The sequence below is a fragment of the Arthrobacter globiformis genome, from assembly GCF_003261175.1.
Lineage (GTDB): Bacteria > Actinomycetota > Actinomycetes > Actinomycetales > Micrococcaceae > Arthrobacter > Arthrobacter globiformis_A.
Genome location: NZ_QLNP01000090.1, coordinates 1 through 13,870, shown reverse-complemented (window position 1 = coordinate 13,870; position 13,870 = coordinate 1). Strand labels below are relative to the sequence as shown.

Genomic DNA, 13,870 nt, shown 5'->3' with positions numbered 1-13,870 from the left:
TGCTAGCGCATCGTCGATGTCTTTAGCTCAGGCAAGTTGTTTAGTCGGACTGCTTGCGCAGTGCTGCCCAGGCTTGGAAACCGCCGATAAGGTCGGTCGCGCGTGTCAGCCCCAGCCGCTGCAGGGTGTGTGCTGCGAGGCTGGAGCTGTAGCCCTCATTGCAGACGATTACGATACGCCGAGCGGGGTCGCCAGCAATCGGGAGCCGGTGCGGGCTGGAAGGATCGAGCCGCCACTCGAGAACGTTTCGGTCAATGACGACCGCTCCCGGAATGCCACCGTCGCGGTCTCGCTGATCGACCGGCCGTGTGTCAACAACAAGGGCGCCCGCGGCCATCTCCCGCTCAAGATCCGAAGCGTGAACACGCTCGAGCCCGATGCGGCTCTCAAGTAGTAATTCGTTGATCGTAAAAGTCCCGGGGGAATCGCTCGAATCTAAACTGCCTTGGCAGATCGCGACGCCGTCCTCGGAGATATGACACCGCTTCACCATTTTCCTCGCTTTGCCTGCTGATCGGTCGGTCGTACCGTCGTGAAGCGAAATGATGAGCTATTTTGGGCGTCGATTCAAGGGTATGAAGGAAGTCGGGTCAACGGGAGATCAGATCGGGACTCCAGGTTGCGCGCCCCCACCTAAGTTCCTTGACGACTCGCGCGCCACGCACCGAAACGGCTGGCGAGAGGCCTCAGCAAGGTCCGCAACCAAAATCGGATAACCCGGTCGAGAGCGGCGGGATCGACAACGAAGAGGATGACTGCCTGATTTTGGGCCTCCAAAGCAGCCTCGCGAAGGCGCTCCCAGTCTGCGTTTGCCATCGCGGCCGAAACTAAGGCAAGCCGTTAGGCGGCGGGGTTTACTCCCGGCTCACGAATAACCGTGCTTGCCAATACAAAGCAGGCGGGGGAGCGCCTGTAAAAGGGGCTGATTCGGGCCGTCGCTCGTGGCGCTTTTGCCGAAATCACTAGCAGTCTCCTGTGGAGGCCACCCCTTGGGCGGTGAGGCTTACCGTCGATGGATCCTTGTGGTCCTGAACGGGCACGTTATGGATGTAGCCGACTTCTTCAAGCTGCAGGAGCACTGGCGAAAGGCTTCCGGTTCCGGCAACAGCTCACTGATCTCCCGGCCCGGACGGGGGCTTTTCTCCCACAGGGCGAGCGCCACCAAATATTGCCGATGCGTCATGTTAAATTCCTGAAGAACAGGGGTGCAGGCGCTTTCGACCGCACGCGAAGCCGCGGTCGAAAGCGCCAACTGCCATTCACAGGGTCCGGACTAGCCCTCCGTCGCAGCGAAGCGCTGTGCCAGTGACATACGAGGCAAGACCGCTGCACAGAAAAGCCGCCGTCGCTCCGAACTCCTCGGTGCTTCCGTAGCGCCCCGCCGGTATGGATGCACGCGATTCTGCCTCGATCACCTCAGCCGTGACTCCGCGCCGTCGAGCCGCGGCCTGGTCAAGGCAACGGGTCCGCTCCGTCGCGATTCGTCCAGGAAGCAGCATGTTGACTGTGACATCGTCCGAAGCCACCTCCGCCGCGAGCGTTTTCAGGTACCCGGCCAGGGCGGCCCGGCCGGTGTTGGACAGCGCCAGATTTGGCAATGGGGCGGCCACGCCACTTGAACCTATTGCCAGAACCCGGCCCCAACGACGGTTTCTCATGCCGGGCAGAAAACTGCTTACGAGTGCGTGCTGGGGCCGAAGCAAGAGATCAAACGCGGAGGACATATCTGCACTGCTGAGGCCAGCCGCTGTTCCCGGGGCCGGCCCGGGTCCGTTAAGCACAAGGATGTCCACCGACCCAAAGCGTGCGTTAGCGGCTGCAACAGCCGCGGTGAGGCCGTCATGCGTGCAGAGATCCGCCTCAACACCGATCGCTGCGGCTGGTAACTCTGCTGCGATGCATCTGGCCTCCTCGCCGCGTCGGCCCGTAATAACGAGATTGGCACCTTCCCCGGCTAGTGCCGAGGCGACGGCCAATCCCAGGCCGCCGGTAGATGCCGCCACGAAGGCTGTTTTCCCCTGAATGCCGAGATCCATTAGGAAGCCCCTCGTCCCGGGGGCAGTGCAAGGGCGTGGATCCGGGCTTGTCCTGATGCATTCACGTAGCGTGCCTCCTTGGCGTCAAAGGGTCAGGGCGATGTATTTCATGTCCTGGTATTCCTCGATCCCTGTGGGTCCACCTTCGCGGCCGAGACCCGATGACTTGATGCCGCCGAACGGTGAGGCCGCCTCGGAAATAATCGCTCTGTTGATGCCCACCATTCCTGTCTCCAGGCGTTCGGCCGCCCTCATCGCCTTGCTGAGATTCTGGGTGTACAGGTATGCCACGAGCCCGTACTCGGTGTCGTTCGCCATGTCGATGGCATCGTCGTCGGACTCGGCCGCATAAAGAACAGCGACGGGACCAAAGATTTCTGCTCGCGCGATCGTGGAGCCCGGCGCCACCCCGTCGATAACGGTGGGCTCCATAAAGAAGCCTTCCCCTTCGATCGCATGGCCGCCCGCGAGAACATTTGCACCCTCGCCCTTGGCCGTTTCCAGGAGATTCAGCACGGAGTCCCGCTGTTTGGCGTCGATGAGCGGACCAACCGTGGTTCCGGCGGCTGTGCCGGCGCCGATGCGGAGTTCGGTCACCCGCTTCAGGAAGCTTTCCCGGAAGGCAGGCAGCACATCCTTGTGAACAATGATCCGGTTGGCCGCGACGCATGCCTGGCCCGCATTGCGGAACTTCGCGGTGACCGCCCCCTCCGCGGCCGCCTCGACGTCGGCGTCAGAGAGGACCAGGAATGGCCCGTTGCCCCCCAGCTCCATGGAGGATGCCATGACGTTGTCCGCCGCCTGCTTAAGCAGTGCCGTGCCGACCCCGGTGGAGCCGGTAAAGCTGACTTTGCGCAGGCGCCGATCGCTCATCAGGGCCGAAGACTGTGCCCCTGACCTGCTGGTGGTGACGAGGTTAACCACGCCATCGGGGATACCGACCGAACGCAGGACCTCCACGAAGAGGTGCATGGTCAACGGGGTCTGGGAGGCCGGCTTGATGATCACAGTGCAGCCGGCGGCCAATGCTGCTCCGACTTTCCGGGTTCCCATGGCGAGGGGGAAATTCCAAGGCGTGATCAGCAATGACGGGCCCACTGGCTGGTAAGTGGTGATTATCCTGTAGTCACCATCGGGCGCGGGCCCGTAATTGCCGGTCTGGGACGGCACTTGTTCGGAGAACCAGCGGAGAAACTCTGCCGCGTACGCTACTTCGCCTCTGGCCTCCGCCAGGGGCTTGCCCATTTCGGTGGCCACGGTCCATGCGAAGTCTTCCGTGCGGGCGATGACGGCGTCGAAGGCCTTACGCAGGAGCTCGGCCCGCACGCGCGGCTTAGTGAGCCCCCATGTTTCCTGGGCCCCGGAGGCGGCGTCGAGGGCGTCTGCCGCGTCTTTGAGGGAGGCGTCGGAGACGGCTGCAAACTCTTCACCGGTGGCCGGATTGATCACCGGGATGAGTGCCCCGTCCTGCGCGGGCCGCCACTCTCCATTGAGGAAGAGGCCTGTGGGGATACTGAAGGTACCGTGATCGGCGTTAAGTTTTGTGGTGCTTGGGATCTCAACCATGTGAGTGCTCTGCTCCCTGTTGAAGGTGTCAAGTCCGCAAATTGAAGGCGTCCAACCATGAAATATGAGGCCTGCGGTTGACTTACATGTTACATGCAGACATCCTGTGTGAGGTAATTAACTCCCCAGCACCGAAAGGCAATGGAGCCTCCATGAGTACTAAGACCGATTCAGCCAGCGCTATTCCCCGGAGAGTCGCAGCGGCTTCGATGATCGGCACCACCATTGAGTGGTACGACTACTACATCTTCGGCACCGCTGCCGTACTGGTCCTGAACAACCAGTTCTTCCCCACGCTCGATCCGGCAGCGGCCACCCTCGCGTCCCTCGCCACGTTCGCTGTCGCTTTCATTGCCCGCCCCTTCGGGGGCGCCATCTTCGGGCATTTCGGCGACAAGTACAGTCGCAAGAAGATGCTGGTGTGGTCCCTCCTGATGATGGGTGCATCAACGTTTATCGTCGGCCTCCTCCCAAACTACGACGCGATCGGCATCGCTGCGCCGATCATCCTCGTTGCCCTGCGCTTCCTGCAGGGCCTTGCCGTCGGCGGTGAATGGGGCGGGGCCGTGCTGATGGCACTTGAGCACGCTCCCGCAAACCGCCGCGCCTTCTACGCCTCGTGGACCCAGTGCGGCGTACCTGCGGCCCTCGTGCTCTCCAGCGGCATCTTCTTCCTCATGCAGAAGACCCCGGCCGAGTTCTTCAACACCTGGGGCTGGCGCATCCCATTCCTCCTCTCGGCACTGTTGATCGTGGTGGGACTCTTCATCCGGCTGCGCGTCTCCGAATCGCCGGAGTTCCTCAAGATGAAGTCGGACGAGAAAGACGTCCGGGTGCCCTTCCTCGAAGTATTCCGGAGCGCCAAGAAGCCGCTCATCCTGGGCTCCCTGGCCATGGCCTCGCCGAACATCATCTTCTACATCTGTTCCGTCTACATGCTCAGCTACGGCCCCGGAGTAGTCGGGGTCAGCCGGGACGTCATTTTCCTCTCCGTTATCTTCGCCGCCTTTATCCAGGTCTTCACCATCCCCCTGGTCGCTACAGTGGCGGACAGGCTTGGCAAGAAGAAGGTCCTCCAGGCCGGAGCCCTGGCCGTCGCCGTCTTGGCCTACCCGGTATTCCTGCTGGTCGACACGGGAGAGACACTCCTGATCGTCCTGGCCATGGTCCTCGCCCTGCCCGTGGCCCATGCCATGGCATATTCCGTCATCGCGAGCTTTATCCCCGAGCTTTTCGAGCCGGAGGTTCGTTTCACAGGTGCCTCGCTGGCCTACCAGATCGGCGGCATCATCACCTCGGCACCGGCCCCCTTCCTGGCTGCCCTGCTGTACACGGAAACAGGCGCGTCTTGGGGTGTCGCGCTCTACATCGCGGGAGCCGCGCTCATCGGGCTGCTCGCGATCACCCTCGGCAAGGAACGCAAGGGCGCAACGGCCCTCCGGGCCGAAGAACTCACACACATCTAAAGATCGTAAAAGGAAAATTTCGTGACCGAGCTCATCAAGGCCGCTGTCCTCACGGCTGTGAACAAGCCGCTGGAACTGCAGGAATTCCCTGCACCCGCCCCGTCTAGCGGAGGCGCCGTGGTCGCGGTGGCCTACGCGGGCATCTGCGGCACCGACATCCATCTAAAGTCAGGGAATCTCCCTGTTCCCATGCCCATCGTCATGGGCCACGAAGCCGTCGGCACCATCGCGGCTCTCGATCCGGCGCTGTCGACCGACATCAATGGCGCGCCGCTCCGGGTGGGCGACAGAGTTGTCTGGTCCAACAACATTCCCTGCGGCCGTTGCCATGAGTGCCTCGTCCTCAAAGAACGCACCCTGTGTAAATCCCGCAAAATCTACGGCATCAACCGGACCAGCAGCGACGCCCCGCATTTGCTCGGCGGGATGGCCGGCCAGATCGCCCTCGAAGCCGGCACGGCGATCATCCGGATCCCCGATGATGTGACCTTCGAGGAAGTGATCGCTCTGGGCTGCGCCGGCCCCACCGCTCTCCACGGCATGCTGGAAAACCTCACGATCCACCCTGGAGACACGGTAGCAGTGCAAGGCAGCGGCCCCGTTGGACTTGCCGCAGCGATCTACGCCAAGCAAATGGGCGCGGACAAGGTCATCCTCCTCGGCGCACCGGCGTCCCGCCTTGAACTGGCCCTTGAGATCGGCGCTTGCGACGAGGTCATAGACATGGGCATCTACACGGACCCCGCCGCGCGCCTGGAGAAGCTTCGGCAGATGACCCCGCAGGAACGGGGCGCGGACGTAGTTATCGAATGCGCCGGGGTGCCGGCAGCGGTGGCAGAAAGCCTGGACTTGGCCCGCCCCAACGGACAGGTCCTGGTTCTGGGACAATACACCGACCACGGGGCCACGCCCATCAATCCGCACTACATCACGAAAAAGCAGCTCAAGATCTTCGGCTCATGGGGTTTCGCTGAAGCCCATTACGTGAAATATGTGGAGTCGCTTTCCCAGCTCCGCAAACGGCATGACCTGGGCGCGCTCTTGACTGTCTTCGCCCTCGAAGACGTCAATGATGCAATGGATACCGTCGCCGCGGGACAGTGCACTAAGGCAGTGCTCAGGCCCTGATCCTCACAGGCGGCTCAGGAATAGACGTTGGGCCACCGCAGGGCCTCGGTGACGGCGGCGGCGTCGAACTCCTGGTTGTCCCCGGCTTCCTGCGCGATCAGCAGCTCTGCCGTATTGAGGATGTGGCGGCGCATGGCGGCTGCGGCCGCCGGTCCGTCATGCGCTGAGATCGCTTCGACAATGTCGAGGTGGTCATCGACGACGTCCTGGCAGGATCGGGCGGCCGGGGCGGTCCCCACCCCCCTCGTCAGCACCAAATTGCGGAGGTTTTCAAGGACGTCGACCAGTTTCTTGTTGCCTGCATTCTCCATAATCTGCAGGTGGAAATCGCGGTCGGCCCGAAGGGTTGCCTGGGCGTCATCCACGTCGGCAGCGGCCTGCATATCGGCGAAACACTCGAGGATGCGGCTCAATCCCGCCTCGGAAACGGTCCGGGCGACCCTGGCCGCGGCGGGTACTTCAAGCATCATCCGGATCTGGAAGACCTCCACCAGATCGGTGAGCGTGGTCGCGAGGATCGTGGCCCCCTTGTTCTTGTCAATCCGGATCATCCCCGCCCGGGCCAGCTGAAGCAGGGCCTCGCGGGCCGGGGTTCTGGAGACGCCGATGCGCTCACCCAGGCTGTTGGCCGAATACGTTTCGCCTGCAACCAACTCGCCGGAAGTGATCGCTTCACGAAAAAGCTCCACGGCTTGATCGGTAAGGGACGTACTACGGCTCAGTTTTTTCACTTCACCATCATTTCAGCAACGGAAGAAAAGTAATGACAACGAATCGAATTGCAGTGATCGGCGGCGGAATCATTGGCACCGCCGTGGCCAGGCAGCTGTCCCGGATGGTCGACGGCGCCCAGGTCACCCTCTTTGAGAAAGAGTCCGACCTGGCCGGACACCAGACCGGCCACAACTCCGGCGTCGTCCACGCCGGCCTCTACTACGAACCCGGGTCGCTCAAGGCCCGGCTCTGCCGCCGCGGGGTTGATCTGCTGGCCGAATACGCCGCCGAGAACAACATCGCCTACGACGAGTGCGGAAAGGTGGTCGTAGCGCACAACAGCCTCGAGCTCGACCGGCTGCACAGCATCTTCGAGCGGGCCAAGGCTAACGGCGTCCCGGACGTCGCCATTATCGACCGCGACCGGCTGCGTGAGCTGGAACCCGCCTGCACCGGAGGCATCGCCGCGCTGCACTCCCCTCACACCGCCATCATCGACTACCCCGCACTGACCCGGTCGCTCGGCAAGGACGTCGAGGCCAACGGCGGCCAGATCCGTCTCGGCGCCTTTGTCACCGGGCTGGACGTGACCGGATCCGAGGTCAGGGTCTCCGGCTCCGGCTTCGACACTGAGGCCTTCGACCTCGTCATCACGTGCGCCGGCCTGCAGTCCGACAGGCTCGCCAACACCGTCACTGGCCGGACGGGTACCCCCGGGAAGAAGGACGACGGACCGCAGATCGTGCCGTTCTACGGCGACTACTTCCTGCTCCGGCCCGAGCGCTCCTCACTGGTCAACGGGCTCATCTACCCTGTCCCGGACCCCCGGTACCCCTTCCTCGGCGTGCACCTGACCAAGCGCGTGGACGGCGCCGTCATGCTCGGCCCCAACGCCTTCCTGTCACTTGCCCGGGAAAACTACCGGAACAATGCACCCAACCTCCGCGACCTCGCAGACACGCTCACGTACCCGGGCTTCTGGAAATTCGCTGCCGATAACATTCCCGCGACGCTCCAACAGGTCCGCACTGCGGTCAGCAAGAAAGCCTTTGTTGAGGAAGCCCGCAAGTTCGTGCCGGCCATCGAGTCAGCCGATGTGGTCAAGGGCGTGCGCGGTATCCGCGCGCAGGCCCTCAACTCGGACGGAAGCCTTGTAGACGACTTCGTTATCCGCTCCACCGGCAGGCTCGTTCAGGTTCGCAACGCACCTTCCCCCGGGGCGACGGCTTCCCTCGCCATCGCCGAACACATCGTCGAGGAAGCCCTCGCCCAAGTGGCATAGGAACGGGACGCGGTGTACCAATTCTTTGCGGGGCCGCCCATGGCTGGCGGGGCGTAGCCATGGGCGGCCCCACGCGCGCCCCCCGACCGTTTTTCGGATCGCCAGCACTGGATCTTATGTCTAGTAGAACAGTGACTATTGCATCAGATGAACGATCACTCCTCCTCCGCCCACTGCCACCCGGTACCGCGTCAGTTGAAGCAGAAAAATTGCCTGTTACGTGCGCAAACGCCCTGAGACTGGCCGGCGGGGGCTGCCCGCAGGTCCTACCGGCCAGCCCCTCTAGGCTGGAGCGCATCAAGCTGATATGCCCTCAAATCCGTGGACGAGTTCTTCGGGGACCTAGGATCCCGCACCTCCCACGGCAGGGCCTTACAACTCCGCCTGCACCGGGTCAACAAACAAAAACCCAGACAGCACCTCCGGCGCTGTCCGAAATCAAAAATGTGCGGCCAGGAAGCGCGTTTTGAGCGAGTTGCGAGGGGCGGCCGCTGTGGACGGCTCGCCAGTCCGCAGCGGGAGGGCGATCAGTAGTCCCAGGTCCCGGACGAACAGCGGCTCCATCATCGTCGTCGTCTTCTGCTTCCTGTCGAGCATCTCAATGCTGCCTGGCACTGACAGCATGCCGGTCCAGTTCCCGTCCCGGCGCAGCAAGGGCACGAGCATCGGCAGCCTCGGCGCGAATCTCTTGCCGGCAGGAGCCCGCAGCACCGCCCAGCAGACCACCAGCGCCTCGATCACCCGCGGACCATAAACCGGGGGCCGAAGCGGACGGGCCCGCACAGGGCTTAGTTCCAAAGCCTCCCGCAAAGCCCGCCGCGCATAGTCCCGGTTCCAGCCCGTCAGCTCCACAAACTCATCCAGGATCCGCACCTTCTCTGTCCTGCTCCCGCGGGCATACGCCCGGGCCTTGATCACCGTGACGGCCTTACGCTGGCTCATCGTCAGTCCCATCCCTCAAGGATGTCCGTCCCGCCTCTTTCTGGACCTTTTCCAATAAGGCAATGTATCCCGCTACGCGGACCTTTTCCCATGAGTCAACGCGACCCCTCGACATCCCTACTAAGGGTGCTTAGTATTGAGGCTCCTTAGGTACCTATTTCGCAAAGGTGTCTGTCAGCCCGGTTTTCCGGGAATGCCAGCCGCCTTAATCCTGGGCCTCCCGCCCATTTTTGGGGGGACTCAGAGGTCCAAATAGTATCCCCACTCCCTTGCGGCTCACGTACGCGTACCCGGGTGACGTGCGCCCTGGACGGCACACGTCCGCGCCCCGCAGGGTGGACACAGGAAGAGAGCGGAACAGTGAAAGCAGTAGTTTACAAAGGACCGAAAGACGTCAGTGTCGAGGAGATCCCCGACGCCAAAATTGAGCACCCCGCCGACGTGCTGGTGCGGATCACTACGACTAACATCTGCGGTTCGGACCTGCACATGTACGAAGGCCGCACGAGCTTTGAACCCGGCCGCTCCTTCGGGCACGAAAACCTGGGTGAGGTGGTGGAGGTCGGCCCGGCGGTGAGCAAAGTAAAGGTGGGCGAGCGTGTCGTGCTGCCGTTCAACATCGCCTGCGGATTCTGTAAAAACTGCGAACGCGGCTTCACCAACTACTGCCTCACCATGCAGCCCGAACCCAAGCTCGCCGGCGCGGCCTACGGGTTCGCGGACATGGGCCCGTACCAGGGCGGCCAGGCCGAGTACTTGCGCGTGCCCTATGGGGACTTCAACTGCCTGCGCCTGGGCGAAGACGCAGCGGAGAAAGAACTCGACTACGTCATGGTCGCCGACATCTTCCCCACGGGCTGGCACGCCACCGAGATGGCCGGAGTCTACCCGGGCGACTCCGTCGTCATTTACGGTGCAGGACCCGTCGGACTGATGGCCGCCTACTCGGCCATTATCAAGGGCGCCGGCAAGGTCATGGTGGTGGACCGCCAAAAAGACCGCCTGAAGCTGGCGGAACAGATCGGCGCCATCCCGGTGGACGATTCCGCGGTGGACCCTGTCGAGTTCGTCAAGGACCAGACCATGGGATTCGGGGCCGACCGGGGCTGTGAATGCGTCGGCTACCAGGCGCACGACCCGGCCGGAAACGAACAGCCCAACCTGACCCTGAACCGGCTCGTGGACTCCGTCCGGTTCGTCGGCGGCATCGGCGTGGTAGGCGTGTTCATTCCCCAGGACCCTGGGTCCCCCGACAAGCTCGCCCAGCAGGGCAAGCTGGCCTTCGACTACGGAAACTTCTGGTTCAAGGGACAGACGATGGGATCGGGTCAGTGCCCGGTCAAGAAGTACAACCGGGCCCTGCGCGACCTCATCGCGGGCGGAAAGGCCAGCCCCTCCTTCATCGTCAGCCACGAACTGCCGCTGGATCAGGCCCCCGAGGGCTACCGGAACTTTGACAGCCGCGAAGACGGCTGGACCAAAGTCGTCCTCCACCCGGCCGGAACCTGACAGAACCCGGACAGGAGAACCTTCGATGTTGAAACGAACGATTTACAGGACGTGGTACTGATGCGGGCAATGGTTTACCGCGGACCGTACAAAGTACGGGTCGAAGAAAAAGACATTCCGAAGATCGAGCACCCGAACGACGCGATCGTGAGGGTGAGCAGGGGCGCCATTTGCGGGTCGGACCTGCACCTTTATCACGGCATGATGCCGGACACCCGGGTGGGGATGACGTTCGGGCACGAGTTCGTGGGCACTGTGCATGAAGTGGGCTCCTCGGTGCAGAACGTGTCGGTGGGCGACCGGGTGATGGTGCCGTTCAACGTCTACTGCGGCTCCTGCTACTTCTGCTCCCGTGGCCTGTACTCCAACTGCCACAACGTGAACCCCAACGCCACGGCGGTGGGCGGCATCTACGGCTACTCCCACACCTGCGGAGGCTACGACGGCGGCCAGGCAGAATTCGTCCGTGTCCCCTTCGCGGACGTGGGGCCTTCGAAGATTCCTGACTGGATGGACGAAGAGGACGCCGTGCTGCTCACCGACGCCTGCCCCACCGGCTACTTCGGCGCCCAACTGGGCGACATCGTTGAGGGCGACACCGTGGTGGTGTTCGGGGCCGGGCCCGTCGGCCTGTTCGCGGCCAAGTCCTCCTGGCTGATGGGCGCAGGGCGCGTGATCGTCATCGACCACCTGGAGTACCGGCTGGAAAAGGCGCGGACCTTCGCGCACGCCGAGACGTACAACTTCACCGAGTACGACGACATCGTGGTGCACCTGAAGAAGGAGACCGACTACCTGGGCGCCGACGTCGTCATTGACGCAGTGGGGGCCGAAGCGGACGGCAACTTCCTCCAGCACGTGACCGCCGCGAAACTGAAGCTGCAGGGCGGCTCCCCCATTGCCCTGAACTGGGCTATCGATTCGGTCCGGAAAGGCGGGACGGTATCCGTGGTGGGGGCCTACGGACCGCTCTTCAGCGCCGTGAAGTTCGGCGACGCCATGAACAAGGGCCTGACCCTGCGGATGAACCAGTGCCCGGTCAAACGCCAATGGCCGCGGCTCTTCGAGCACATCCGTAACGGCTACCTGAAACCCAGCGACATCGTCACCCACCGCATCCCCTTGGAACACATCGCAGAGGGATACCACATCTTCTCCGCCAAACTGGACAACATCATCAAGCCGCTCGTAGTCGCCGGCCAGTCCTGAAAGGAGACCTGCACCATGACCGAGACAGCCACACCATACATTGCCAACAAACGCATCCCACCCAGGTCCGCCGAAGACCTCCGGGCCCAAATCCCAGGATGGGGCGCAGACCTCGACCACGCAGACCGCCCCTCCTACCCCCGCGAACAACCCGGAATCGAGACAGGCGCGCGTTGGGACTTCCCCGAACGCCAACCCGAAAAATGGCCCCGGGAACGCTCCGTCGAACACGCATTCCTACCCCCGGTCTTCGGGACCTCCACGCCTCCCGCCGGGGTCTCCGGCGCCATCCGGAAATACGCCTACAAATACAGCGAAGGCCGGGCCGCGCATTGGCTGCTGCTCATCGCCGCTGACCGCGTGGACGCCACGGAACACCACCTGAAGTCTCTGGCGACCCTGCACCCGGACAACCCCATCACCGAAACCGGAGTGCTCAGCGAGTTCTCCCACCACCCCATCCAGTCCCGATACGGACAAAAACGCGCCGACACCAACCACCAATGGATCGACCCAATCATCGTCGCCGGACCCTGGGTGCTGGCGGCCGTAGGGCTCGCAACGGCCTATAAGACCTTGCGAAAGGGGCGCACACAGGCTGACGACTGATCTGCCAGGGGTCGAAGGGTGTCACCGGCAGCGCGTGTGCGGGTGACATCCCCACGTCATCCTGGCCCAGATTCGTGACCAAGTTGATGGAGACCGCGATCAGGACTGCGGTTCCCAGAGCATTTGTCATTCCATCCCCAGCCCAGCTTGTGGTCTAAAAGGGCTGCCGAATGCAAACGGGTGCCGGATCGTCTCTGCCGGAGGTCTGCCCCGCCCGCTGGCCGGCGCCTGGCTTGTTAGCCGGCGTAGGGGTCGGCGATGCCGATGTACTGGGTGTAGAGGTATTCCTCGATGCCTTCGAGGCCGCCTTCACGGCCCAGGCCGGACTGCTTGACGCCGCCGAAGGGTGCCGCGGCGTTGGAGACGACGCCGGCGTTCAGGCCCAGCATGCCGGTCTCGAGCCGCTCGCCCATCCGGATGCCGCGGTTGAGGTCCTTCGTGAAGACGTAGGCCACCAGCCCGTATTCGGTGTTGTTGGCCAGGCGCACGGCCTCGTCCTCGGAGGAGAACGTGATGATCGGGGCGACCGGGCCGAAGATCTCCTCGGACAGGATCCGGGTTCCCTCGGTGACGCCCTTAAGGATGGTGGGCTGGTAGAAGTAGCCCGGCCCGTCCACGGGCGCGCCGCCCACCACGGTGGTGGCACCCGCGGAGACGGCATCGGTGACCAGTTCGTGGACCTTGTCCCGGCTCTTCGCGTCGATCAGCGGGCCCACCTTGGACTCGGGCTCGGTGCCGCGGGCGGTGGTCATGTCCTTCATCTTCGCGGCGAACTTCTCGGCGAATTCGTCGGCGACGGACTCGTGCACGATGAAGCGGTTCGCGGCGGTGCAGGCCTCGCCCATGTTCCGCAGCTTGGCCAGCATGGCGCCGGCGACGGCGGCATCGACGTCGGCGTCTTCAAACACCACGAACGGGGCGTTGCCGCCCAGTTCCATCGAGGTCCGCAGGACCGTCTCGGAGGCGTCGGACAGCAGCCGGCGGCCCACCTCGGTGGAACCGGTGAAGGAGAGCTTCCGCAGCCGGGAGTCCTTGATCAGCGGCCCGGTGGTGGCCCCTGCGCTGGAGGACGGAATCACGTTGAGCACCCCGGCTGGGAGGCCGGCCTCCTGCATCACGGCGGCGAACAGCATCGACGTCAAAGGGGTGAGCTTCGCGGGTTTGAGGACCATGGTGCAGCCGGCGGCGACGGCGGGGGCAATCTTGCGGGTGGCCATGGCCAGCGGGAAGTTCCACGGCGTGATCAGCAGGCACGGGCCCACCGGCTTCTTGGTCACCAGCAGCCGGGACTTGCCATCCGGGGAGACGGAGTAGCGGCCGAAGGCGCGGACGGCTTCCTCGGAGAACCAGCGCAGAAACTCGGCGCCATAGGTGACTTCGCCGCGTGCTTCGGCCAGCGGCTTGCCCAT

Annotated in this window: 12 protein-coding genes; 6 read left to right on the top strand and 6 right to left on the bottom strand. The window is 63.4% G+C overall.

Features of this window, described 5'->3' with window-relative positions; genetic code table 11:
* Positions 1-40: 40 nt before the first annotated feature.
* From DBZ45_RS14575 to DBZ45_RS14565, 3 genes are all read right to left on the bottom strand, one after another.
* Positions 41-493: a rhodanese-like domain-containing protein gene (locus tag DBZ45_RS14575; protein ID WP_111904606.1), complete on the bottom strand. Its 453-nt coding sequence runs from the start codon at positions 491-493 to the stop codon at positions 41-43.
* Positions 494-1,259: 766 nt separating this feature from the next.
* On the bottom strand, positions 1,260-2,036 hold the full coding sequence (locus DBZ45_RS14570) for an SDR family oxidoreductase (protein WP_111904605.1): 777 nt from the start codon (positions 2,034-2,036) through the stop codon (positions 1,260-1,262).
* An 84-nt stretch (positions 2,037-2,120) separates the two neighbouring features.
* Positions 2,121-3,602, bottom strand: a complete 1,482-nt coding sequence (locus DBZ45_RS14565; RefSeq protein WP_111904604.1) for an NAD-dependent succinate-semialdehyde dehydrogenase — start codon at positions 3,600-3,602, stop codon at positions 2,121-2,123.
* A gap of 152 nt (positions 3,603-3,754) precedes the next feature.
* Here DBZ45_RS14565 and DBZ45_RS14560 point away from each other — a divergent pair, with 152 nt between their 5' ends.
* Positions 3,755-5,068 carry an MFS transporter gene (locus DBZ45_RS14560; RefSeq protein ID WP_111904603.1) on the top strand — a complete coding sequence of 438 codons (1,314 nt, stop codon included), beginning with the start codon at positions 3,755-3,757 and terminating at the stop codon, positions 5,066-5,068.
* Positions 5,069-5,089: 21 nt separating this feature from the next.
* Positions 5,090-6,196, top strand: coding sequence for a zinc-binding dehydrogenase (locus DBZ45_RS14555; RefSeq protein WP_111904602.1), 1,107 nt, complete (start codon positions 5,090-5,092; stop codon positions 6,194-6,196).
* A gap of 14 nt (positions 6,197-6,210) precedes the next feature.
* Here DBZ45_RS14555 and DBZ45_RS14550 read toward each other — a convergent pair whose 3' ends face one another.
* Entirely contained in the window at positions 6,211-6,927 is a 717-nt protein-coding gene (locus DBZ45_RS14550; protein WP_111904601.1) for a GntR family transcriptional regulator, read from the bottom strand.
* 32 nt (positions 6,928-6,959) lie between these two features.
* Here DBZ45_RS14550 and lhgO point away from each other — a divergent pair, with 32 nt between their 5' ends.
* Positions 6,960-8,192: an L-2-hydroxyglutarate oxidase gene (gene lhgO, locus DBZ45_RS14545; protein ID WP_111904600.1), complete on the top strand. Its 1,233-nt coding sequence runs from the start codon at positions 6,960-6,962 to the stop codon at positions 8,190-8,192.
* Positions 8,193-8,630: 438 nt separating this feature from the next.
* Here lhgO and DBZ45_RS14540 read toward each other — a convergent pair whose 3' ends face one another.
* The gene (locus DBZ45_RS14540) at positions 8,631-9,134 is read right to left on the bottom strand and encodes a hypothetical protein (protein WP_146617528.1); all 504 of its coding nucleotides are present in this window, start codon (positions 9,132-9,134) and stop codon (positions 8,631-8,633) included.
* A 360-nt stretch (positions 9,135-9,494) separates the two neighbouring features.
* Here DBZ45_RS14540 and DBZ45_RS14535 point away from each other — a divergent pair, with 360 nt between their 5' ends.
* The 3 genes from DBZ45_RS14535 to DBZ45_RS14525 are packed head-to-tail and all read left to right on the top strand — an operon-like array spanning position 9,495 to position 12,461.
* Positions 9,495-10,643 (top strand): glutathione-independent formaldehyde dehydrogenase, encoded by a 1,149-nt coding sequence (locus DBZ45_RS14535; RefSeq protein ID WP_111904598.1) that lies wholly within the window; start codon positions 9,495-9,497, stop codon positions 10,641-10,643.
* 60 nt (positions 10,644-10,703) lie between these two features.
* Entirely contained in the window at positions 10,704-11,852 is a 1,149-nt protein-coding gene (locus DBZ45_RS14530; RefSeq protein WP_111904597.1) for a zinc-dependent alcohol dehydrogenase, read from the top strand.
* A 15-nt stretch (positions 11,853-11,867) separates the two neighbouring features.
* Positions 11,868-12,461, top strand: coding sequence for a hypothetical protein (locus DBZ45_RS14525; RefSeq protein ID WP_111904596.1), 594 nt, complete (start codon positions 11,868-11,870; stop codon positions 12,459-12,461).
* Between the two features lie 236 nt (positions 12,462-12,697).
* Here the strand turns inward: DBZ45_RS14525 and DBZ45_RS14520 are convergent.
* Positions 12,698-13,870: NAD-dependent succinate-semialdehyde dehydrogenase (locus DBZ45_RS14520; RefSeq protein ID WP_111904493.1), on the bottom strand; the 1,173-nt coding region annotated here is incomplete at its 5' end.

What these genes read in the sequence shown, in the direction of transcription:
- DBZ45_RS14575 (WP_111904606.1), bottom strand. Translation starts at nt 493, where the DNA reads ATGGTGAAGCGGTGTCATATCTCCGAGGACGGCGTCGCGATCTGCCAA.
- DBZ45_RS14570 (WP_111904605.1), bottom strand. Translation starts at nt 2,036, where the DNA reads ATGGATCTCGGCATTCAGGGGAAAACAGCCTTCGTGGCGGCATCTACC.
- DBZ45_RS14565 (WP_111904604.1), bottom strand. Translation starts at nt 3,602, where the DNA reads ATGGTTGAGATCCCAAGCACCACAAAACTTAACGCCGATCACGGTACC.
- DBZ45_RS14560 (WP_111904603.1), top strand. Translation starts at nt 3,755, where the DNA reads ATGAGTACTAAGACCGATTCAGCCAGCGCTATTCCCCGGAGAGTCGCA.
- lhgO (WP_111904600.1), top strand. Translation starts at nt 6,960, where the DNA reads ATGACAACGAATCGAATTGCAGTGATCGGCGGCGGAATCATTGGCACC.
- DBZ45_RS14540 (WP_146617528.1), bottom strand. Translation starts at nt 9,134, where the DNA reads ATGAGCCAGCGTAAGGCCGTCACGGTGATCAAGGCCCGGGCGTATGCC.
- DBZ45_RS14530 (WP_111904597.1), top strand. Translation starts at nt 10,704, where the DNA reads ATGCGGGCAATGGTTTACCGCGGACCGTACAAAGTACGGGTCGAAGAA.
- DBZ45_RS14525 (WP_111904596.1), top strand. Translation starts at nt 11,868, where the DNA reads ATGACCGAGACAGCCACACCATACATTGCCAACAAACGCATCCCACCC.